Annotated in this window: 13 protein-coding genes and 1 pseudogene; 10 read left to right on the forward strand and 4 right to left on the reverse strand. The window is 70.2% G+C overall.

Annotated elements, in window-relative coordinates:
* The 9 genes and pseudogenes from ACZ7J0_RS03960 to ACZ7J0_RS04000 all read left to right on the forward strand — a co-directional run bounded on the left by ACZ7J0_RS03960 (nucleotide 1) and on the right by ACZ7J0_RS04000 (nucleotide 13,191).
* A complete protein-coding gene (locus ACZ7J0_RS03960) occupies nucleotides 1–1,284 on the forward strand; it encodes an HRDC domain-containing protein (protein ID WP_470883698.1) in 1,284 nt (427 codons plus the stop codon).
* Between the two features lie 199 nt (nucleotides 1,285–1,483).
* Nucleotides 1,484–2,710, forward strand: coding sequence for a thiolase family protein (locus ACZ7J0_RS03965; protein WP_468704291.1), 1,227 nt, complete (start codon nucleotides 1,484–1,486; stop codon nucleotides 2,708–2,710).
* Complete coding sequence (locus tag ACZ7J0_RS03970) at nucleotides 2,707–4,836, forward strand: 3-hydroxyacyl-CoA dehydrogenase NAD-binding domain-containing protein (RefSeq protein ID WP_470883700.1); 2,130 nt, start codon at nucleotides 2,707–2,709, stop codon at nucleotides 4,834–4,836. Before ACZ7J0_RS03965 ends, ACZ7J0_RS03970 begins: the two co-directional genes overlap by 4 nt.
* 180 nt (nucleotides 4,837–5,016) lie before the next feature.
* A pseudogene (locus tag ACZ7J0_RS03975) lies at nucleotides 5,017–5,844 on the forward strand (phage baseplate protein); the annotation flags it as partial.
* Nucleotides 5,845–6,341: 497 nt separating this feature from the next.
* Nucleotides 6,342–8,336 (forward strand): hypothetical protein, encoded by a 1,995-nt coding sequence (locus tag ACZ7J0_RS03980; protein WP_470883702.1) that lies wholly within the window; start codon nucleotides 6,342–6,344, stop codon nucleotides 8,334–8,336.
* A gap of 77 nt (nucleotides 8,337–8,413) precedes the next feature.
* Complete coding sequence (locus ACZ7J0_RS03985) at nucleotides 8,414–9,916, forward strand: D-ribitol-5-phosphate cytidylyltransferase (protein ID WP_470883704.1); 1,503 nt, start codon at nucleotides 8,414–8,416, stop codon at nucleotides 9,914–9,916.
* A 33-nt stretch (nucleotides 9,917–9,949) separates the two neighbouring features.
* Complete coding sequence (locus ACZ7J0_RS03990; RefSeq protein ID WP_470883706.1) at nucleotides 9,950–10,768, forward strand: rhamnogalacturonan acetylesterase; 819 nt, start codon at nucleotides 9,950–9,952, stop codon at nucleotides 10,766–10,768.
* Nucleotides 10,765–11,577 (forward strand): Ig-like domain-containing protein, encoded by an 813-nt coding sequence (locus ACZ7J0_RS03995; protein ID WP_470883708.1) that lies wholly within the window; start codon nucleotides 10,765–10,767, stop codon nucleotides 11,575–11,577. Before ACZ7J0_RS03990 ends, ACZ7J0_RS03995 begins: the two co-directional genes overlap by 4 nt.
* 9 nt (nucleotides 11,578–11,586) lie before the next feature.
* A complete protein-coding gene (locus ACZ7J0_RS04000; RefSeq protein ID WP_470883710.1) occupies nucleotides 11,587–13,191 on the forward strand; it encodes a glycosyltransferase in 1,605 nt (534 codons plus the stop codon).
* Here the strand turns inward: ACZ7J0_RS04000 and ACZ7J0_RS04005 are convergent.
* A complete protein-coding gene (locus ACZ7J0_RS04005) occupies nucleotides 13,168–14,265 on the reverse strand; it encodes a hypothetical protein (RefSeq protein ID WP_470883712.1) in 1,098 nt (365 codons plus the stop codon). The two genes, ACZ7J0_RS04000 and ACZ7J0_RS04005, sit on opposite strands and share 24 nt — an antisense overlap.
* A 298-nt stretch (nucleotides 14,266–14,563) precedes the next feature.
* Here ACZ7J0_RS04005 and ACZ7J0_RS04010 point away from each other — a divergent pair, with 298 nt between their 5' ends.
* On the forward strand, nucleotides 14,564–15,667 hold the full coding sequence (locus ACZ7J0_RS04010; RefSeq protein WP_470883714.1) for an LCP family protein: 1,104 nt from the start codon (nucleotides 14,564–14,566) through the stop codon (nucleotides 15,665–15,667).
* Nucleotides 15,668–15,742: 75 nt separating this feature from the next.
* Here the strand turns inward: ACZ7J0_RS04010 and ACZ7J0_RS04015 are convergent, their stop codons facing one another.
* The 3 genes from ACZ7J0_RS04015 to dxs all read right to left on the reverse strand — a co-directional run bounded on the left by ACZ7J0_RS04015 (nucleotide 15,743) and on the right by dxs (nucleotide 20,782).
* Nucleotides 15,743–16,801: a PLL family lectin gene (locus ACZ7J0_RS04015; RefSeq protein WP_470883716.1), complete on the reverse strand. Its 1,059-nt coding sequence runs from the start codon at nucleotides 16,799–16,801 to the stop codon at nucleotides 15,743–15,745.
* 340 nt (nucleotides 16,802–17,141) lie between these two features.
* On the reverse strand, nucleotides 17,142–18,614 hold the full coding sequence (locus tag ACZ7J0_RS04020) for an amino acid permease (RefSeq protein ID WP_470884121.1): 1,473 nt from the start codon (nucleotides 18,612–18,614) through the stop codon (nucleotides 17,142–17,144).
* A 233-nt stretch (nucleotides 18,615–18,847) separates the two neighbouring features.
* On the reverse strand, nucleotides 18,848–20,782 hold the full coding sequence (gene dxs / locus ACZ7J0_RS04025) for a 1-deoxy-D-xylulose-5-phosphate synthase (protein ID WP_470883718.1): 1,935 nt from the start codon (nucleotides 20,780–20,782) through the stop codon (nucleotides 18,848–18,850).
* Nucleotides 20,783–20,802: the final 20 nt, after the last annotated feature.

Genomic DNA, 20,802 nt, shown 5'->3' on the forward strand with positions numbered 1-20,802 from the left:
GTGACCGACGCCCAAGACACCGCAGCAGAGACAGCACTGCGAACCACCGGGGGCGCTCCCCCGGACGACGACGTCCCTGCGAATGGGCTGCCGATCCCGCTGCTGGAGCCCCGCGAGGGCATCCCGCCGGTGGTCGCGACGGACGACGCCCTGCGGGAAGTCATCGCCGCCTTCGCCGCCGGAAGCGGTCCGGTGGCCGTCGACGCCGAGCGCGCCTCCGGCTACCGCTACGGCCAGCGTGCCTATCTCGTACAGCTGCGCCGCGAGGGTGCGGGCAGCGCGCTGATCGACCCTGTGGGCTGCCCGGACCTCTCCGGGCTCGGCGAGGCGCTCGCCGGCAGCGAGTGGATCCTGCACGCCGCGACCCAGGACCTGCCCTGCCTGCGCGAAATAGGCATGGTCCCGACCCGGCTGTTCGACACCGAGCTGGCCGGGCGCCTCGCCGGCTTCCCCCGGGTCGGCCTCGGCGCGATGGTGGAGAGCGTCCTCGGGTTCGCGCTGGAGAAGGGCCACTCCGCGGTGGACTGGTCGACCCGCCCGCTGCCCGAGCCCTGGCTCCGGTACGCCGCGCTGGACGTCGAGCTGCTCGTCGACCTGCGTGACGCACTGGAGAAGGAGCTCGACCGGCAGGGGAAGCTGGAGTGGGCCCTGCAGGAGTTCGAGGCGATCGCCGCGGCGCCGCCCGCTCCGCCGCGCAAGGACCCCTGGCGCCGGACGTCCGGGATGCACAAGGTCCGCCGCCGCCGTCAGATGGCGGTCGTACGGGAGCTGTGGACGACCCGGGACGCGGTGGCACAGCGACGTGACGTGTCGCCGGGCAAGGTGCTCAGCGACGCGGCGATCGTCGAGGCGGCCCTGGCCGTCCCGCCCAACGTCCAGGCGCTGACCGCGCTGCCCGGGTTCGGACACCGGATGGGCCGCAGGCAGCTGGAGCAGTGGCAGACGGCCGTGGACCGGGCCAAGGCGCTGCCGGAGTCCGAGCTGCCGCAGCCCGGCCAGCAGGTGGCCGGCCCGCCGCCGCCGCGTTCCTGGGCGGACAAGGACCCCGCGGCCGCGGCCCGGCTCTCGGCGGCGCGCGCCGCGGTCTCGACGCTCGCCGAGGAGCTGAGCCTGCCGCAGGAGAACCTGATCGCGCCGGACACGGTCCGCCGGGTCTGCTGGGAGCCCCCGGCGGACGCCTCGGTGACCGCCGTCGCGGACGCGCTGACGGCGTACGGCGCCCGCCAGTGGCAGGTGGACCTCGCGGCCCCGCTCCTGGCCGGCGCGCTGGCGGCGGCGCCCTGACCCGTTTCCGGCCCGGGACACACGCGGCCCTCGGCCCTCCGGCCGGGGGCCTCGTCGTACCGGTGGGCGGTGTGACGTTCGCCGCTCCCGGCGCAGGGGCTGGGCAGCCTGGTTACCCACAAGTAGCATGGGGGCAGCAAGCGCGCGCTTAGTCGCGTGCCCGCAGCAGTGCCACCCCGCACCCTGGAGGAGAGCCATCGTGCCTCGTACCGTCAGGGACGTCGTCTTCGTCGACGGCGTCCGCACCCCGTTCGGCAAGGCGGGCCCGAAGGGCATCTACCACGAGACCCGGGCCGACGATCTTGTCGTGAAGGCGATCCGGGAGCTGCTGCGGCGCAACCCGGAGCTCGACCCCGCGAAGATCGACGAGGTCGCCATCGCGGCCACCACGCAGATCGGCGACCAGGGCCTGACCCTCGGCCGCACCGCGGGCATCCTCGCGGGTCTGCCGCAGTCCGTGCCCGGTTACTCCATCGACCGTATGTGCGCGGGCGCGCTGACCGCCGTGACGTCGGTCGCCGGTTCCATCGCCTTCGGCGCGTACGACGCCGTCATCGCCGGTGGTGTCGAGCACATGGGCCGCCACCCGATGGGCGAGGGCGTCGACCCGAACCCGCGGTTCGTCAGCGAGAAGCTGGTCGACGAGTCCGCCCTGTTCATGGGCATGACCGCGGAGAACCTGCACGACCGCTACCCGCACATCACCAAGCTGCGCGCCGACGAGTACGCCGTGCGCTCGCAGGAGAAGGCCGCCAAGGCGTACGCCAACGGCAAGATCCAGCAGGACCTGGTGCCGATCTCGGTGCGCCGCACCAGCCCGGAGGCCGGGGAGACCGGCTGGGGCCTGGTCACCGCCGACGAGCCGATGCGCCCGGGTACGACCCTGGAGAGCCTCGCCGGGCTGAAGACGCCGTTCCGTACCCACGGCCGCGTCACGGCCGGCAACGCGGCCGGTCTCAACGACGGTGCCACCGCGTCGATCATCGCGTCCGAGGACTTCGCCCGCGAGAACGGCCTGCCCGTCAAGATGCGTCTCGTCTCGTACGCCTTCGCCGGCGTCGAGCCCGAGGTCATGGGCTACGGCCCGATCCCCGCGACCGAGAAGGCCCTCGCCAAGGCCGGCCTGTCGATCGAGGACATCAACCTCTTCGAGATCAACGAGGCGTTCGCCATCCAGGTCCTGGCCTTCCTGGACCACTACGGCATCGCCGACGACGACGCGCGCGTCAACCAGTACGGCGGCGCGATCGCCTACGGTCACCCGCTCGCCTCCTCCGGCGTCCGTCTGATGACGCAGCTGGCCCGCCAGTTCGAGGAGCAGCCGGAGGTCCGCTACGGCCTCACCACCATGTGCGTCGGCTTCGGCATGGGCGCCACGGTCATCTGGGAGAACCCGCACCACAAGGACGCCGGAGGCAGCAAGTGAGCACCACCGCTGAGCTTTTGAAGGGCGCGGCCGAGCTGTTCCCGGACGAGGTCGTCACCAGCGCCCACGTACGTCACTTCGAACTGCCTGCGGGTGCGGGCCGGTTCGCGCTGATCACGCTGGACAACGGCTTCGACCACACCAAGCCGACGACCTTCGGTCCCCAGTCGCTGGCGAACCTGAACGTCGCCATCGACCAGGTGGAGGCCGAGGCGGCGAACGGCGACATCGTCGGCGTCGGCATCACCGGCAAGCCGTTCATCTTCGCGGTCGGCGCCGACCTCAAGGGCGTCGAGCTGCTGAAGCGGCACGAGGACGCGCTGGCCATCGGCAAGGGCGGCCACGACGTCTTCAAGCGGCTGTCCGCGCTCGCGGTGCCGACGTTCGCGTACTACAACGGCGCGGCGATGGGCGGCGGTGTCGAGGTCGGTCTGCACTGCACCTACCGCACCGTCTCCAAGGCGCTGCCGGCGTTCTCGCTGCCCGAGGTCTTCCTCGGTCTCGTCCCGGGCTGGGGCGGCTGCACGATCCTGCCGAACCTGATCGGCGCGGACCGCGCGGTCTCGGTGATCATCGAGAACTCGCTCAACCAGAACAAGCAGCTCAAGGGCGCGCAGGTCTACGACCTCGGCATCGCCGACGCGCTCTTCGAGGGCGCCGACTTCCTCGAGCAGTCGCTGATCTGGACCGCGTCCGTCCTCAAGGGCGAGATCGTGGTCGAGCGCGCCGAGATCGACCGCGGCGAGGCCTGGGACCAGGCCGTCGCGCGCGGCCGCTTCATCGCGGACTCCAAGGTGCACGGCGCCGCTCCGGCCGCGTACCGCGCGCTGGACGTCATCGCCGCCTCCAAGGACGGCGACCTCCAGAAGGGCTTCGACGCCGAGGACACCGCGCTCGCCGACCTGATCATGGGTGGCGAACTGCGGTCCGGCATCTACGCCTTCAACCTGGTGCAGAAGCGCGGCAAGCGTCCCGCCGGCGCCCCGGACAAGTCGCTGGCGCGTCCGGTCTCCAAGGTCGGTGTCGTCGGCGCCGGTCTGATGGCCTCGCAGCTGGCCCTGCTCTTCCTGCGCCGCCTCGAGGTGCCGGTCGTCCTGACCGACATCGACCAGGAGCGCGTCGACAAGGGTGTGGGTTATGTCCACGCCGAGATCGAGAAGCTGCTCGGCAAGGGCCGCATCAACCAGGACAAGGCCAACCGCCTCAAGGCGCTGGTGACCGGCGTCCTGGACAAGGCCGAGGGCTTCGCGGACGCGGACTTCATCATCGAGGCCGTGTTCGAGGAGATGTCGGTCAAGCAGAAGGTGTTCGCGGAGGTCGAGGCGGTCGCCCCGGCGCACGCGATCCTCGCCACCAACACCTCGTCGCTGTCGGTGTCGGAGATGGCCTCGAAGCTCCAGCACCCGGAGCGGGTCGTCGGCTTCCACTTCTTCAACCCGGTCGCGATCCTCCCGCTCCTGGAGATCGTGCGCGGCGAGAAGACGGACGACGCGTCGCTGGCGACCGCGTTCGGTGTCGCCAAGAAGCTCAAGAAGACCGCGGTCCTGGTGAAGGACGCCCCGGCGTTCGTCGTGAACCGCATCCTGACCCGCTTCATGGGCGAGATCCAGAACGTCATCGACGAGGGCACGCCGGTCGAGACCGCGGAGAAGGCCATCGAGCCGCTCGGTCTGCCGATGTCCCCGCTGGTTCTCCTGGAGCTCGTCGGCCCGGCGATCGGCCTGCACGTCTCGGAGACCCTCAACCGGGCCTTCCCGGACCGCTTCACGGTGTCCCCGAACCTCAAGGCCGTCGTCGAGGCGGGCAAGCGCGGCTTCTACGTCTACGACTCCGGGAAGCCGGAGCTGGACCCCGAGGTCGCCGCGCTGCTCAAGCAGGGCGACACCGTCCTGACGGAGCAGCAGGTCCGTGACCGTGTCCTGGACGCGGTGGCGCAGGAGATCGGCCTGATGCTGGAGGAGGGTGTCGTCGCCGAGGCGCAGGACATCGACCTCTGCCTGATCACGGGCGCCGGCTGGCCCTTCCACCTGGGCGGCATCACGCCGTACCTGGACCGCGAGGGCGTCTCCCAGCGGGTGAACGGCAAGCCGTTCCTGGAGCAGGGCGTGGCGAGCGTCCCGGCCTAGCCGTACCGCTTGACCGCGCGCGGGTGCCCGTTCCCACACGGTGGGGGCGGGCATCCGTCGTCAGGTGTGTGTTCGACGGGTGAACATCCGATGGCAGAATGATGGATCTTCTCCTCCGGGCCGGACCCCGTCCGGCCCGGCCCATCAGCGCGAAACGGCACAGAACGGCAAAACCGCACCATGGCGAACCCAGGACACCGCTTCAGCCGCAGAACCCTGTTCCTCACCGGGGGCGCCGCGGCGGCCTCGCTGGCCGTGGGCGGTGCGGTGGGCGTGGCGCTGTGGCCGGAGGGGCCGTCCGCGCCGGGCGGCGGGGGCGGCGACGGGAAGGGCCCCGGGCATGTCCCCGCGAAGGCCGGAGTGTTCGACATCTCCACCGCGGAGCAGCTGTGGGCGCCGACCCCGCTCCATGACGTCACCGGACCGCAGTCCCTCGCGTTCGATGATGTCAACCGCCATGTGTACGTTCTGCAACTCGTCCAGGGGGGACGGGAGTTGAGCGGCGAGTCCGAGGCTCTCGACTCCGATGAACGCCGCCGCGCGGGGGACATGTGCGTCACCAAATTCTCTCCTTCCGGGGAGGGGCTGGGGCAGATGTTTCTCCGGGGCTTCGGGCACGGCCTCTCCATGGGAGTGGAGCCGGACGGCTCGAAGGCGCGGCTGTGGGTGGAGTCCGACGCGAATCCTCGGACGGGCTTCGGCCGCTCCGTGACCCGGGTGCGCTTTCGCGACGGCGCCGTCCTGGACAGCTCGTCCTCGGCCGTGGAACACCACACTCCGACCCCCGAGGGCAGTACGAAGGTCAGCCCGGCCCTGGACGTGCCGACCGGACGGGTCCTGGTCAGCTACTGGGCCGGCGAGGAGCACCGTTACTCGGTCCACCGGATGAAGGATTTCCTGGAGGGGAATTACGAACCCCTGCACACGGTGGAGAACTCGGCAATTCTGGAAGGCGAGACGTTCCAGGGCTGCGCACTTCACGGCGATTACATCTACCAGCTCACCGGAAATCCCTACAGCAAGCCCGGCGGGAGAAATCCGCGATCGTCCGGAGGAAATACCTTCGTATCCGCCATCGATCTGCGGACGGGAAATGCGGCGGGCCGTGGGCATGTTTCCGTCGACCCGTCCCTGCGGTACCGGGAGCCGGAGGGGATCGCGGTCCGACTGGCCCCGGATCCCCTGCTGTGCATCGGTTTCTCGGTGAAATCACCGGGCCGCCGGAATATCGCACTCTATGGATTCAAGCCATGACGCGTCCATACGTACCGTAATGCTACGGTGACGTAGTGCAACCATGTTACTCGCATCACATATCGCCGCCGACATGGTTTGACAACTGTTTCGCAACCAGCCGTGAGACGTTTACCGGTATAACCTTTCACGGTTCACCGGGGGCGTACTCGTTGCCTATACTGCGACGGGCACTTCACAAGTTCCACACAGTCCCGCTGTCACGCCCCCCACCGTGGCGCAGCTTCCGCCGAAGGAGGGCCTCACAGGCCATGGGCAAGCAACATCGTCAGGCCTTGCTGGGGATCCTCATATCGAGCGCCCTGGTCGGCAGCTTCGTCGGCATGGTGGCGGCCGTGGTCATGGCCTCCCTCACGGTGTTCGCCGTCGCCGCCGCGGTCAGCTACGGGGCCGACCTGATGCTGCACAGCACCGCCTCCTCGACCCTGGACCGGCTCCGGGACTCGCGCTTCGGCCTGACGATCCGCTTCCTCATCCGCCAGTTCCTGCTGCTCGCCCTGTGCGGATCCATCGCGGACATCGACTCCTTCGTCGTCCAGATCACCTCGGTGGGACTGCTCCTCCTCTTCGTCCTCCAGCTCGCCTACGGCGCCGTCCTGAAGCACGTGCGCACCAAGCGCCAGGAACTGCCGTACACCACACGCGCCCTGGACCTGGAGTCGCTGGGCATCCGGCGCATGCCCCACCCGTTCCTGATGAACAAGCACGTCCGCAAGACGTTGCACCTGGACGTCCCGCTGGTGGCCGGCGCGCTCGGCACGATGGCGACCGACAACTGGCGTTATGTCACCTTCGGCGGGATCATCGCCGTTTCGGTCGCTTATCTGGCACTGCTCGTCCTGCTGCCCGGCGCCCGGAACGCCCTGATTCTCCCCACCGCCGACGAGGCGATCGACGAACTGAACGAGCAGCTCGCCCAGTACCGCCCCCAGGTCGCGCTGTACTTCACCTTCGCCGCGGTGTCCCGGGACTTCATGTACCAGGTCAACATGTGGCTGGAGTCGCTGGAGTCGCTCGACCTGCGGCCCATCATCGTGCTGCGCGAACGGGCGACGCTGCGCTACCTGGACGCCACGTCCGTCCCGGTGATCTGCGTCCCCAAGGCCGAGTACCTGGCCCGCGTGGAGATGCCCGAACTGCGCGTCTCTCTCTATCCGGGCAATGCGGGCAAGAACGTCCATATGCTTCAACGCGCCGAGGTGAAGCATGTCTTCATCGGCCACGGCGACAGCGACAAGCTGGCCTCCAGCAACCGCGTCAGCAAGGTGTTCGACGAGATATGGGTGGCCGGCCGGGCCGGCCGCGACCGGTACGAGCGCATCAAGCACGCCGTCAGCCACAACCAGATCGTCGAGGTCGGCCGTCCGCAGCTGATGTCCCTGCACCGGTGGACCGGCGCGGTGGCCAACCCCATCCCCACGGTGATCTACGCACCGACGTGGGAGGGCTGGACCGACGACGCCTGCTACACCTCGGTCATCCCCGCCGGTGAGAAACTCATGGAGATCCTGCTCTCGCACGAGCGGCAGCTGCGGATCATCTACAAGCCGCACCCGCTGACCGGCACCCGCTCCCCCGCGGCGGCGGCCGCGCACCGGCGCATCATCACCCTCCTCCAGGAGGACAACGCCCGCCGGTTCGGCCGCAAGGTCACCGACTCCAAGAGCGCCGCCCGCAAGCTGGCCCGGATCGACAAGCGCATCGCCGACCTCTCCGAGCGCGGCGTCCGCTCGCCGTACCCGGACCTCACCGAGGGCGAGCGCACGGCCCGCATCCGCCGCAGCCGCAACCAGGCCGGCGCGCTCTACTGGAGTGCCATTCCGGACGAGGCCCACCATGTGGTGCTGGACCGGATCCCCGCGCTGAACGACTGCTTCAACCACTCCGACCTGCTCATCGGCGACATGTCCAGCGTGGTGTCGGACTTCGTCGCGACCCGGAAGCCGTACGCGATCTTCAACCTCGAGGGTCTGCCGGACAACGAGTTCAGGAACGAGCAGCGCACCGCCTACGCGTCGTACCTGCTGGATTCCGAGTGCAACGGACTGAGCGAAGCCCTCGACGCGATGCTCAACCCGGACCGCGACGTCATGGCGCAGTACCGCGAGCAGCTGAAGGAATACCTGCTCGGTCCGGACTATCCGCCGTCGGTCGTCCGCTTCAACGCCGCGGCGAACGACCTGTACCGACGGGGTCTGCAGGACTTCCCGGTCGAGTACCCGGAAGCGCCGCACGTCATCGCGTAACCGTTTTCGCTTTCCGTAATTCCCCGTCGTCATCCCACCCTCGTCCAGCTTCACCCTCATCCAGGAGGCCGGAAATCTTGACCAGCCGTGCAACCCGACGCCGTACGTGTGCCGTCGTCCTCGCCGGTGGCACCGGACAGCGCGTCGGGCTCGCGATTCCGAAGCAGCTGCTGAAGATCGCAGGCAAGTCGATACTCGAGCACACCCTGTGCATCTTCGAGAACGCCCCGGACGTGGACGAGATCATCGTCCTCATGGCCGCCGACTACACGGCGGAGGCCGAGAAGATCGTCGCGAAGGCCGGTCTGAGCAAGGTCACCAAGGTGCTGGCCGGTGGTGCGACCCGCAGCGAGACGACCAGCATCGCCATCCGGGCCGTGTCCGAGGACCTGCCGGCGGGCGAGGACTGCAACCTACTCTTCCACGACGCCGTGCGGCCGCTGCTGTCGCAGCGGGTGGTCAAGGAGTGCGTGGAGGCGCTGGAGCGCTACCAGGCCGTGGACGTGGCCATCCCGTCCTCGGACACCATCATCGTGACCCGCACGCACGGGGACGACGGCGAGTTCATCACCGAGGTGCCCGACCGGTCGCGGCTGCGGCGCGGCCAGACCCCGCAGGGTTTCCGGCTCTCCACGATCCGCCGGGCGTACGAGCTGGCCCTGGCGGACCCCTCCTTCGAGGCCACCGACGACTGCTCCGTCGTCATCAAGTACCTGCCCGACGTGCCGGTCAACGTGGTCATGGGCGACGAGTACAACATGAAGGTCACCCAGCCGGTCGACGTCTTCATCGCCGACAAGCTCTTCCAGCTCGCCTCCTCGACCGCGCCGCAGCAGGCCGGCGATGAGTCCTACCGCGAGCGGCTGTCCGGCCGGACCATGCTGGTCTTCGGCGGCTCGTACGGCATCGGCGCGGACATCGCGCGGCTGGCGGAGAGCCACGGCGCCACGGTGTACGCGCTCGGCCGCTCCACCACCGGCACCCACGTCGAGAACCCGTCGGACGTCGAGGAGGCGCTCACCCGGGCGTACACCGAGACCGGCCGGATCGACTACGTCGTGAACACCGCGGGCGTACTGCGCACCGGCCGACTGGCCGAGACCAGCGCCGAGGTCATCCGGGAGGCGACCGAGGTCAACTACGTCGCGCCGGTGAACATCGCCCGCGCCTCCTACAAGTACCTCGCCGAGAGCGGCGGCCAGCTGCTGCTCTTCACCTCCAGCAGCTACACGCGCGGCCGCGCCGAGTACAGCCTGTACTCCTCCACCAAGGCCGCCGTGGTGAACCTGACGCAGGCGCTCGCCGAGGAATGGGCCGAGGACGGAATCCGCGTCAACTGCGTGAACCCGGAGCGCACGGCGACCCCGATGCGCACCCAGGCGTTCGGGCAGGAGCCCGAGGGCTCCCTGCTGTCCTCCGAGTCGGTGGCCCGCAGCTCGCTCGACGTGCTGCTCTCCCGGATGACGGGACATGTCATCGACGTGCGCCAGCAGGACCCGACCGCGGGCAACGCGCCGCTGTCGGGCTTCGAGCAGGCGATCGCATCCGTGCTCAGCCGACAGGAAAACCAGGAGCTCTAGGGTCCGCCCGGGGCATGGTGCCGAGAGAGAAACATGACGTACGCAAGCGCAGAGCACTCGGGCCACCGGGCCAGGATCTTCCTGTCCGGCGGCTCGGGCACGGTGACCCGGCCGGCGAGCCATCTTCCGATGATGGGCTGGGGGCAGGCCCTCGGCCTGTTCCTCACCGATGACGTGGAAGTGGTCAACTGCTCCCGTGGGCGGGCCAGTACGAAGAGCTTCCGCGAGCGCGGACGGCTCCAGTGGATCCTCGACAACATGGCCCCGGGCGACTACCTGATCATGGCCTTCGGCCAGATCGACTGGAAGCCCGACCCCGGTATCCACACGGAGCCGTTCGAGGACTTCATGGAGCACCTGCGGGCGTATGTGACGGGTGCCCGTGAGGCCCAGGGGCACCCGATCCTGATGATGCCCTTCGAGCGGCGCCGCATCGACCGGCACGGCAATGTCAGCCGGTTCCTCGCCGACTACCCGCTGGCCATGCGGCAGCTCGCGGCCGAGGAGCACGTCCCGCTCATCGACATGTACGGGCAGAGCCTGCAGTGGTGGGAGGAGCTCGGCCCCGAGGAGACCAAGCACGTGTTCACCTACCTGCGGCCCGGTGAGCCCCTGATGCCGGTCGTGCAGGACGCGGACAACGTGCATCTGCGCGCCGAGGGGGCCATCGAGTGCGCCCGGTTCGTGGCGCGCGCCCTGGCGACCCAGCAGGTGATCCCCGGGCACTGGGTGAAGGACCTGGACCGGCGCAGCTTCTCGTACGACGAGATGGGCTGGCTGGACGACGCCACGTTCCTGCACCGCACGCGCTCGCGCGTCTCCCCCGTCCGTGACCAGAAGGCCGGCTCATGAACTACCTGCTGTGCCGCGGCAGGGCCGTCGGTACCGAAGAAACCTCTCCCGGTGTGGTCCACGCGGCCCTCTACAGCTCCGCCGACCCCTTCCAGGGGGTCGTCCCCGGTGACGTCGTGCAGCTGGGACTGTCCGTGGCGGTGGAGGGGGCTCCCTTCGGCTACGCGTATCTGCAGGAGAAGTACCTCGCCGACACGGCCGAGATCATCTCCATCCAGCAGCTGGAGTACTTCCCCCGGCAGCGCTGGTTCCGGGTCCGCGCCGAACCGGGGCAGACCGGCACCGGTGTGCTTTCCCTGCGGGTCAAGCAGCCGAAGAAGGAGCCTCGGCTGCGGCCGCAGATCACCGTCGCCGTGCCGGAGCGCGCCGGGCGCAAGCTGATCCGCACCGGATCGCTCCGCGACCACGCGCTGATGATCCGTTCGTCCTTCGCGCCGGGGCTGCGCATCGTCACCGCCCCGGGCGCGCAGGGCTCGGTGAACATGCTCTCGGCGGTGCCGGAGGGCAGCACGCCGATCTCCCTGACCCAGCCGCGGTTCGGCACCGCGCAGGTCTCGCACGACGGCTGGCTCACCTACCTCCCCCACCAGGGCTTCGCGGGCTACGACCGGTTCGAGTACACGGTCGGCACACCGGACGGGCGGAAGATCACCGCCCCGGTGAACGTGCACGTCGGCGGGCTCGACGCGACGCCGGGCGCGTTCCCGGAGCAGCTGCGGACCACGGACTTCCAGCACTGGCAGTGGTCCACCCTGACCGGGGAGATGCCGTGGCCCCGGCCGGGCGAGACGAACACGCGGAACGGATAGGCGTCGGCCATGATGAATTCAGCACCCGTGCACCCCAGCGAGATCCGGGACGTCACCGTCGTCGTCCATGTCAGCGACCACGGCCGCAGCCTGGAGGCGTGCCTCGGCTCGCTGCTGCAGCAGTCTCTCGGCACGGACCGTTTCGACGTCATCGCCGTCGACGACGGCTCCACCGACGAGAGCGGCTCCGTGCTGGCCACCGCCGTGCGGCAGTACCCCGGCTGGCTGCGCGCGGGGCAGCTGCCGCGCGGCCTGAGCACGTCCGAGGCCCGCAACTGGGGCCTGAGCCAGGTGTCCGGCCGGTACGTCATCTTCCTGTCGGGCGCCGACCGGCTCGCGCCGAAGGCCCTGGAGCTGATGGTCGCCGCGGCGGACACGCACGAGGCCGACGTCGTGCTGGGCAAGCTGGAGAGCTCCGGCCGCCATGCGGTCGCCACGTCGATGTTCCGCAGGACACAGGCGTCGGCCGACCTCTACGGCTCGCGCGTGTACTGGTCGCTGACGCCGGACAAGCTGTTCCGGACCAGCATGCTGCAGCGCCGTGCCCTGGAGTTCCCCTCCGACATGCCGATCGGCGAGGACCAGGCGTTCACCGCGGCCGCCTACGTCCACGCCGACAACATCTCCGTCGTGGCGGACGAGACGTGCGTCATCAAGGGCCCGTCGTCGGCGGGCGCCGTCCAGCTGACGCAGCGGGTCGCGCTGGCGGCCCGGATGATGGCGCTGGTGACCTCGCTGGTCCCCGCCGGGCCCCGGCAGGATCTGTTGCTGTCCCGTCACCTCGAGACCGAACTGGGCAAGGCCACCGGCGCGTTGCTGCTCGCCTCGGACAACCACGCCGAGCGGGAGCGGACCCTGTGGGCCGCGTCCGAAGTCCTGCGCACGCACATGACGCCGGGCGCGCTCGCGCTGCTGCCGAGGCCGCTGGCCGTACGGCTGGCGCTGATCTCGGCGGGCCGCTACGCCGAGGCCCAGCAGATGGCCGCGTACGAGGCCGACAAGGGCAGCGCCGCGCCGCGCAAGACCGTCGAGGACGGCCGGGTCTACACGACGCTGCCGTTCTTCCGTGACCCGAACGTCGGGCTGCCGGACGAACTCTTCGACATCACCGACAAGATGACGGTGAATCAGCAGCTGACGAGCCTGAGGTGGAACGGCCCTCTGCTGCTGCTCGACGGACACGCCTTCTTCGAGCAGCTCACCACCCGTGAACGGGCCACGAAGGTGGTGCTCCGCCACCGGCTGACCGGCGCCGAGGAGCGCTTCTCCGTGACGGCCCGCCGGGACGAGAAGCTGGTCAACTCCAAGGGCAAGCCACGTGCGATGGGGCGGTTCTCCGCCCGGATCAACCTCAGGCAGATGTCCAACGGCTGGCCGCTCGGTCCCGGAGTGTGGGACATCTTCCTGGCGGTGAGCTTCGAGGGCGTCACCCAGGAGGTGCGGCTGGGGCGCAAGCGCTCTCCCGAGGTCGACTCGGTGGCCCGGGCGCCCATGGTGTTCGCCCCGTCGGCGACGAGCGCCCAGCACGAACTGGCGGCGACGCCGTTCTACACCGAAGAGGGGGACCTCGCCATCGAGATCTCCGAGCGGCTACCGCTCCCGGGCGCCCAGTGAGTCGTCGTGGGCCTCGTGGCGGCTCCACGGGCCGAAGGCGAGGCCGTCCTGAGTGAGGTCCTGGCGGGCCACGAGCAGGGCGCCGTCCTTGTCGAACGCAGCGACCACGATGCGCCCCGCCACGTCCACGGCGACCTGCGGGGCCTCCGCGCCCGAGCGGCTGTCGCCGAGGGTCGCCCACCAGGCGCCGTACCCCTCGTTCTCCGTGACGTACGCGGCGACCTCGACGCCCCCGTCGGCGGCCTTCTGGGCGAGCACCGTGCAGTCGTACCCGCCGACGGTCGCGCGGGCCACGCCGGGCCTGCCGCCGCCGCCCGCACCGCCCAGGGACAGCAGCCCGCCGGGGGTGTTCCTGCCCTGCGCGCGCCAGGCGACGAGGGAGTCGTCCCCGGGGTAGCGCCAGAAGTACGTGGCGCGCCTCGGGCCGGTCTGGCAGGCGACCTGCGTGCCGTCGGCCACCGGTGTGCCGAAACGATCCCTCAGCTCGAAGCGGCCGCCACCGGCGCCCACCCAACGGTCCACTCCGGCGCGCCCCACGGCGAGCACCTCGAGGGGCCCGCCCTCGGGCATCGCGGCCGCGAACTCGCCGCCGTACGGACCGTTCGTCACGCTCTTCCAACGGCCCCAGCGGCCCTCGCCGTTGCGGCTGCGCCGCACGATGCCGCCGGCCCGCAGCGACACCAGGACGTGCACGGAGCCGGACACCTGGTTGACCACGACGAGCGGACCCGCGACGACGGGGTCCGCCGTCTCCACGCCGGGCGCGGCCGGAGTCCCCAGGTTGTGCCAGTCGATGAGCGCGCGGCCGGTCTGGAACTGGGTGCTGACGACAACCTGCGGGGCGCCGCCGTCCGAAGGCCACCGGACCCCCGCGAAGTGCACATAGCGTTCACTGCTCTGCGCCATGGCGAGATGGCCGCTCCAGCCGTCGGGCGCCTCGATCGGTTCGGGTCCCGCGAAGGTTTCCCGGGCGGTCTCGGTCCAGCGGACCAGGCCCTCGCGGGTGGCCGCGTACGCCGTCAGACGGCCGTCGTGACCGCTGAACAGCCAGCGTCCCGAGGGGGGCTGGGGCATGCCCTGACGGTGCCCGGTGGCGGCCCCCGACGGGGTCGTGCCGAAGTCCGCGCCCCGGCCTTTGCGCCTGCCACGGATCACGACCACACTCCGCCTTTCGGTCCTTCGGTACGCCGAAGTTTGTCACACGCTTCACCGCGCGTTCACGGGGAAGCGGCCACCCCCACGGACTGCGGCAGTACGAGATCTGCATATTATTCACAGCGTCCTGAAGCTGACAGGTGGGCCGGTATCACGCGCCGCCCGTTCCTCTCGCACGCGAATCCACGGCGTCCCGACGGAAGAGGCTCGACGAGTAATGACCGACCAGAACACCGCGTTGAGACCGACCGGAACGCAGGGCGACGGCGGGGGCGCGCGCTCCCGCGCCGCGGGGCGCAGGCGCGGCAGGAAGCGCCGTCCGCTGCGGATCATCCTGCTGACCCTGCTGGTGCTGGTGCTCGCCGCGGGCGGCACGGCGTGGTGGATGTACAGCAGCCTGGACAGCAATATCAAGGGTGTTGACCTCGACAAGGCGCTCGGCGACGACCGCCCCCAGAAGCTGCCCACGGCCGGACAGAACCTCCTGGTGCTCGGCTCCGACTCGCGCGCCGGCGAGAACGGCAAGCTGACCGGCGGCAATGTCAGCGGTGCCCGCTCCGACACCGCGCTGGTGGTGCACATACCCCAGGGCCGGACCCGGGCCACGGCGGTGAGCATCCCCCGTGACACCCTGGTCACCCGGCCCGAGTGCACGAAGTCGAACGGCGAGACCGCCCCCTCCAAGCAGCGCGTGATGTTCAACTCCGTCTACGCGCAGTTCGGTCAGGCCTGTGTGGTCAAGACCGTCGAGAAGATCTCCGGCGTACGGATCGACCATTACCTCGAGATCGACTTCGCCGGCTTCAAGGACCTGGTCGACGCCATAGGCGGCGTCACCGTGGACGTGGACGAGCCGATCAAGGACGGCGCCAGCGGCCTCGACCTGGCCGCCGGCCCGCAGAAGCTCGACGGCACGCAGTCCCTGGCCTACGTCCGCACCCGGCACGGCGTCGGTGACGGCAGCGACCTCGGGCGCATCGGTCTCCAGCAGAAGTTCCTGATGGCCCTGTTGAGCGAGGTCAAGAAGCAGGACCTGCTCAGCAGCCCCACCAAGTCGTACAAGATCGCGAACTCCGCGACCAAGGCGCTGACCACCGACTCCGCCCTCGCGTCCCTCTCCTCGCTGAGCGAGTTCGCGCGCAGCATGAACGGGGTCGACCCGGCCAACATGGAGACGATCATGCTGCCGGTGGCCTACGACAAGAAGGACCCCAACCGCGTGGTGGCCGCCGAGCCGCAGGCCACCGAGCTGTGGAAGGCGATCCGCAACGACGAGCGGATCCCGGCCTCCGCGAAGAAGTCGCCCGCGACGGGCGGCTGATCACAACCGGCACGGCATGCGCGAACGCCCCGGAACTCTGGTCGAGTTCCGGGGCGTTCGCGTGGCGCGGTGGGCTCAGACGCGGGTCCAGGTGTCCAGGGCCAGCCCGGACTCCTCCTTCTGGCGCGTGACCCGCAGCGTGCCGTCCGTGCCGATCGCCGCGAGGACCACCCGGCCGCGCGCGTCGACGGCGAGGGCCGGAACGCCGGTGCACGGGTCACCGGTCGTGGACCAGTCCGCGCCCGCCTCCTCGCGCTCGGTCGGGTACGCGGTCAGGGCGGGGCGGCCGGAGGCGTCGCGCTGGGCCAGCAGGGTGCAGTCGGTGCCGTCGACCGGGGTGCGCAGTACGGCGACCGGACCGGTGCCCGTCCCGCCGCCGAGCGACTGGGTGGTGCCGCCGGGGCGCCAGGCCTGGACGGCTCCGGACTTCGCGTCGCGCCAGAACCGGGTGACGGTGTCGCTGCCGGTGCGGGTGGCGGCGAAGGTGCCGTCGGCGATCGCGGCGGGGAGGTCGTCGACGCGCGGGAAGTCCGTCCCGAGCGCCTCCTGGCTCCAGCGCAGGACGGTGTCGTCGCCGGGACCGTAGATGTCCACCAGGCCGGCCTCGTTGGTGATCGCGGCGACGGTGGTGGTGATGTCCTTGCCCTTGAGGTCGGCCCACTTGGGCTGCCAGCGAGCGTTGGTGCCCTGACTGCGGCCGCACACTCCGCCACCCGCGTTGCGGATGAGGACGTGCAGGGAGCCGCCCCGGTCCAGGGCCGTCGCCGGCACACCGATCTGGGCGGCGAAGTGCCGGTGCTTGGGCAGGACGTAGGGCGTGCCGAGCGGGTGCCAGTCCCGCATGGGGCGGCCCGACTGGTACTGGACTCCGTAGACGACGCTCACGTCGAGCTGGCCGTCGGCCCCGGGGCGGCGGCGCAGACCGGTCAGGTAGACGTACCCCTCGGGGCTCTGCACGAGGGAGAGGTACGGCACGAGTCCGGGCGCCGGGAGCAGCTCACGGGTCCACTCGGGGCCGCCGGGAGTGGTCTCCGTCCAGCGGATGATCGCCCCTTCGGCGGGCGCGTACGCGGTGAGCCTGCCGTCCTTGCCGCGCAGCAGCCAGTTGGCGGTCGCCGGCAGCGGGGTCTCCATCGGTACGCCGGCCTCCGGCCGCGCGGAGCGGGACGGGGACGGTTGCGGTTCGGACTTCCGACCCTGTGATTTGCGCGCGGACCACACGGCCATGGTCTGTTGACCACCTTCCCTGACACCCTTGAATCCTGGCGACAATAACATTCGGCGCCTCCTCCCCCTCGGTCGGGAGGACCTTTCGATCGTCGCTGCGGGACGCGGGGACGAGGGCGCCGGAGGGCTTCCGGGGACCCCGGTGCGCCGCTCCGCCGCGCGGGGCGCTCCGTCCCCGGACCGGGACACACGGCGGCGGGGCGGCCGTGCCCCGGCCGCCCCGCCGCCCCGCCACCGTCCTCGCGGGTCACTTGTTGGTGGCGCCACGCCCCAGTCGGCTGTGGGAGCGCCCGTACGCGAAGTACACGACGAAGCCGATCGCCATCCAGATGCCGAACCGCACCCAGGTCTCGGCGGGCAGGTTGAGCATCAGCCACACGGAGGCGGCCACCGACAGGATGGGCACCAGCGGGACCAGCGGGGTGCGGAAGGAGCGGTGGAGGTCGGGGCGGGTGCGGCGCAGGATGATCACGCCGAGGGCGACGACGACGAAGGCGAAGAGCGTGCCGATGTTCACCAGGGTGGCCAGCTCCTCGATGCTGGTGAAGCCCGCGATGATCGCGATGATCACGCCGAGGAGGATGGTGGGGCGGTACGGGGTGCCGAACCGGGGGTGGGTCACGGAGAAGAACCGGGGCAGCAGCCCGTCGCGGCTCATCGCGAAGAACACCCGGGTCTGGCCGAGCAGCAGGATCATGCACACCGTGGTGAGACCGACGGCCGCGCCGAAGCTGATGATGCCGGCGTAGAAGGGATGGCCGGCGGACTTGAAGGCGTCGGCGAGCGGGGCGCTGACCGACATCTCGGTGTAGTGCTGCATGCCGGTGACGACGAGCGAGACGGCGACGTACAGCACGGTGCAGATGAGCAGGGAGCCGAGGATGCCGCGTGGCATGTCACGCTGCGGGAGCTTGGTCTCCTCGGCGGCGGTGGCCACCACGTCGAAGCCGATGAAGGCGAAGAAGACGACGGAGGCGGCGGTGAAGATGCCGAGGACGCCGAAGTTGGTGGGTTCGTAGCCGAAGATCAGCTGGATGAGCGGGGCGTCGAGGCCGGAGCCGCCCTGCTGCTGCTGTGCCGGCGGGATGAACGGGTCGTAGTTGGCGGCCTTGACGAAGAACAGGCCGGCGATGATGACGATCAGGACGACCGTGACCTTGATCGCCACGACGACCGCGGTGACCCGCGCGGACAGCTTCATGCCGATGACCAGGATCACGGTCAGCAGCAGGACCAGGAGAAAGGCCAGCAGGTCGAAACCGAACCCCTCGGCCACGTCCGGGCCGGACAGGGCGTCCGGCATGGACCAGTCCACGTTGTCCATCAGTGAGCGCACGTACCCCGACCAGCCGACGGCGACGACGGCCGTGCCGAGCGCGAACTCCAGGACCAGGTCCCAGCCGATGATCCAGGCGGGCAGTTCCCCGAGCGAGGCGTACGAGAAGGTGTACGCCGAGCCGGCCACCGGCACGGTTGAGGCGAACTCCGCGTAGCAGAGCGCCGCCAGCGCGCAGACGACGCCGGCGGCGACGAAGGCGAGGGCCGTGGCGGGCCCCGCGGTCTCCTTGGCCACCTTGCCCGTGAGCACGAAGATGCCGGTGCCGATGATGACGCCGACGCCGAAGACCGTCAGATCCCAGGCGGAGAGGGATCTGCGGAGCATGTGCTCCGGCTCTTCGGTGTCCTGGATCGATTGCTCGACCGTTTTGGTCCGGAACATCCCGGAGCTCTGGCGTGACTGCTGGTCCATACTCACCGGCGTACCTCCGTGACCGTCTGCCTAGGGGCTAATGATCGAGAGGGGAGGGGGGCCCCGCCTGCGCACGGAGTCCGTTTCACACGAAAGGGCCGGTCGGACCCCCCGGGGGGTGGTCCGACCGGCCCAATGCGCGGGGCGCGGCGTTGACGCACCGCTCGCGCGGTGGCCGGAGGAGAGCCGGTCCTGAACGGACGTCAGTCGCGCGCGGGCTCGGCGATGCCGGAGCGCTCCTCGTCGAGCCGGCTGTCCATCCGGCCGTCGAGCCGGGAGACCAGGCCGGTGACCTGGCGCGCGATGTCCGGTGCGGTCAGCCCGATCTCGGCCATGACCTCCTTGCGGGAGGCGTGGTCGAGGAAGCGCGGCGGGATGCCGAAGTCGCGCAGCGGGACGTCGACGCCCGCGTCGCGCAGCGCCTGGGAGATCGCGGTGCCGACGCCACCGACGCGGATGTTGTCCTCGACGGAGACGACGACCCGGTGCCGGTCCGCGAGCGGTGCCAGCGCCTCGTCGACCGGCTTGACCCAGCGGGGGTCGACGACGGTCGTCGAGATGCCCTGCTTGTCGAGCAGGTCGGCGATCTCCAGGCACATCGGGGCGAGCGCGCCCACGGAGACCAGCAGGACGTCCGGGCGGTCCGTGCCGGGCTCGCGCAGCAGGTCCATCCCGCCGATGCGGCCGAGGGCCGGAACGGCCGGGCCGACCGCGCCCTTGGAGAAGCGGACGACGGTGGGCGCGTCGTCGACCTCGACGGCCTCGCGCAGCTGCGCGCGGACCTGGTCGGCGTCACGCGGCGCGGCGAGCCGCAGACCGGGCACGACCTGGAGGATCGACATGTCCCACATGCCGTTGTGCGAGGCACCGTCGGTGCCGGTGACGCCCGCACGGTCCAGGACGAAGGTGACACCGCACTTGTGCAGGGCCACGTCCATGAGGACCTGGTCGAAGGCCCGGTTGAGGAAGGTGGCGTACACGGCGAAGACGGGGTGCACCCCGCCGGTGGCGAGGCCGGCCGCGGAGACCGCGGCGTGCTGCTCGGCGATGCCGACGTCGTACACACGGTCCGGGAAGGCCTTGGCGAACCGGTCGAGGCCGACCGGCTGGAGCATGGCCGCGGTGATCGCGACGATGTCCTCGCGCTCCTTGCCGAGCTCGACCATCTCCTCACCGAACACGGAGGTCCAGTCGGCGCCGGAGGAGGCGATGGGCAGACCGGTGTCGGGGTGGATCTTGCCGACGGCGTGGAAGCGGTCCGCCTCGTCCTGGAGGGCGGGCTGGTAGCCGCGGCCCTTCTCGGTGAGGCAGTGCACGATCACCGGGCCGCCGAAGCGCTTGGCGCGCGTCAGGGCGGACTCCAGGGCCTCGATGTCATGGCCGTCGATGGGCCCGACGTACTTGAGGCCGAGGTCCTCGAACATGCCCTGCGGGGCGATGAAGTCCTTCAGGCCCTTCTTGGCGCCGTGCAGGGTCTCGTAGAGCGGCTTGCCGACGACGGGGGTGCGCTCGAGGATGTCCTTGCCGCGGGCGAGGAAGCGCTCGTAGCCGTCGGTGGTACGGAGCGTGGCGAGGTGGTTGGCCAGGCCGCCGATGGTCGGGGCGTAGGAGCGCTCGTTGTCGTTCACGACGATCACGAGCGGGCGGTCCTTGGCGTCCGCGATGTTGTTCAGCGCCTCCCAGGCCATACCGCCCGTCAGCGCGCCGTCGCCGATCACCGCGACGACGTGGTCGTCCTTGCCGAGGACCTCGTTGGCCTTGGCGAGGCCGTCGGCCCAGCCGAGGACCGTCGAGGCGTGCGAGTTCTCGATGATGTCGTGCTCGGACTCGGCACGGGCGGGGTAGCCGGAGAGGCCGCCCTTCATCTTGAGCCGGGAGAAGTCCTGGCGGCCGGTGAGCAGCTTGTGGACGTAGGACTGGTGCCCGGTGTCCCAGAGGACCTTGTCCTTCGGGGAGTCGAAGACCCTGTGCAGGGCGATGGTCAGTTCGACCACGCCGAGGTTGGGGCCCAGGTGTCCGCCGGTCTTGGAGACGGCGTCCACGAGAAAGGTCCGGATCTCTGCGGCCAGCTGGTCCAGCTGCTCCGGGGAGAGCCGGTCCAGATCGCGCGGTCCCCTGATACGGGTCAGCAGAGCCACCCGTGCCTCCTTGCCTTTGA

The organism is Streptomyces sp. NPDC038280 (genome assembly GCF_055600045.1).

Bases quoted from the DNA above. Each gene is read 5' to 3' on its own strand.
- ACZ7J0_RS03980 (WP_470883702.1), top strand. From the start codon at position 6,342: ATGGGCAAGCAACATCGTCAGGCCTTGCTGGGGATCCTCATATCGAGC.
- ACZ7J0_RS03990 (WP_470883706.1), top strand. From the start codon at position 9,950: ATGACGTACGCAAGCGCAGAGCACTCGGGCCACCGGGCCAGGATCTTC.
- ACZ7J0_RS03995 (WP_470883708.1), top strand. From the start codon at position 10,765: ATGAACTACCTGCTGTGCCGCGGCAGGGCCGTCGGTACCGAAGAAACC.
- ACZ7J0_RS04000 (WP_470883710.1), top strand. From the start codon at position 11,587: ATGATGAATTCAGCACCCGTGCACCCCAGCGAGATCCGGGACGTCACC.
- ACZ7J0_RS04005 (WP_470883712.1), bottom strand. From the start codon at position 14,265: ATGCCCCAGCCCCCCTCGGGACGCTGGCTGTTCAGCGGTCACGACGGC.
- ACZ7J0_RS04010 (WP_470883714.1), top strand. From the start codon at position 14,564: ATGACCGACCAGAACACCGCGTTGAGACCGACCGGAACGCAGGGCGAC.
- ACZ7J0_RS04015 (WP_470883716.1), bottom strand. From the start codon at position 16,801: ATGGAGACCCCGCTGCCGGCGACCGCCAACTGGCTGCTGCGCGGCAAG.
- ACZ7J0_RS04020 (WP_470884121.1), bottom strand. From the start codon at position 18,614: ATGTTCCGGACCAAAACGGTCGAGCAATCGATCCAGGACACCGAAGAG.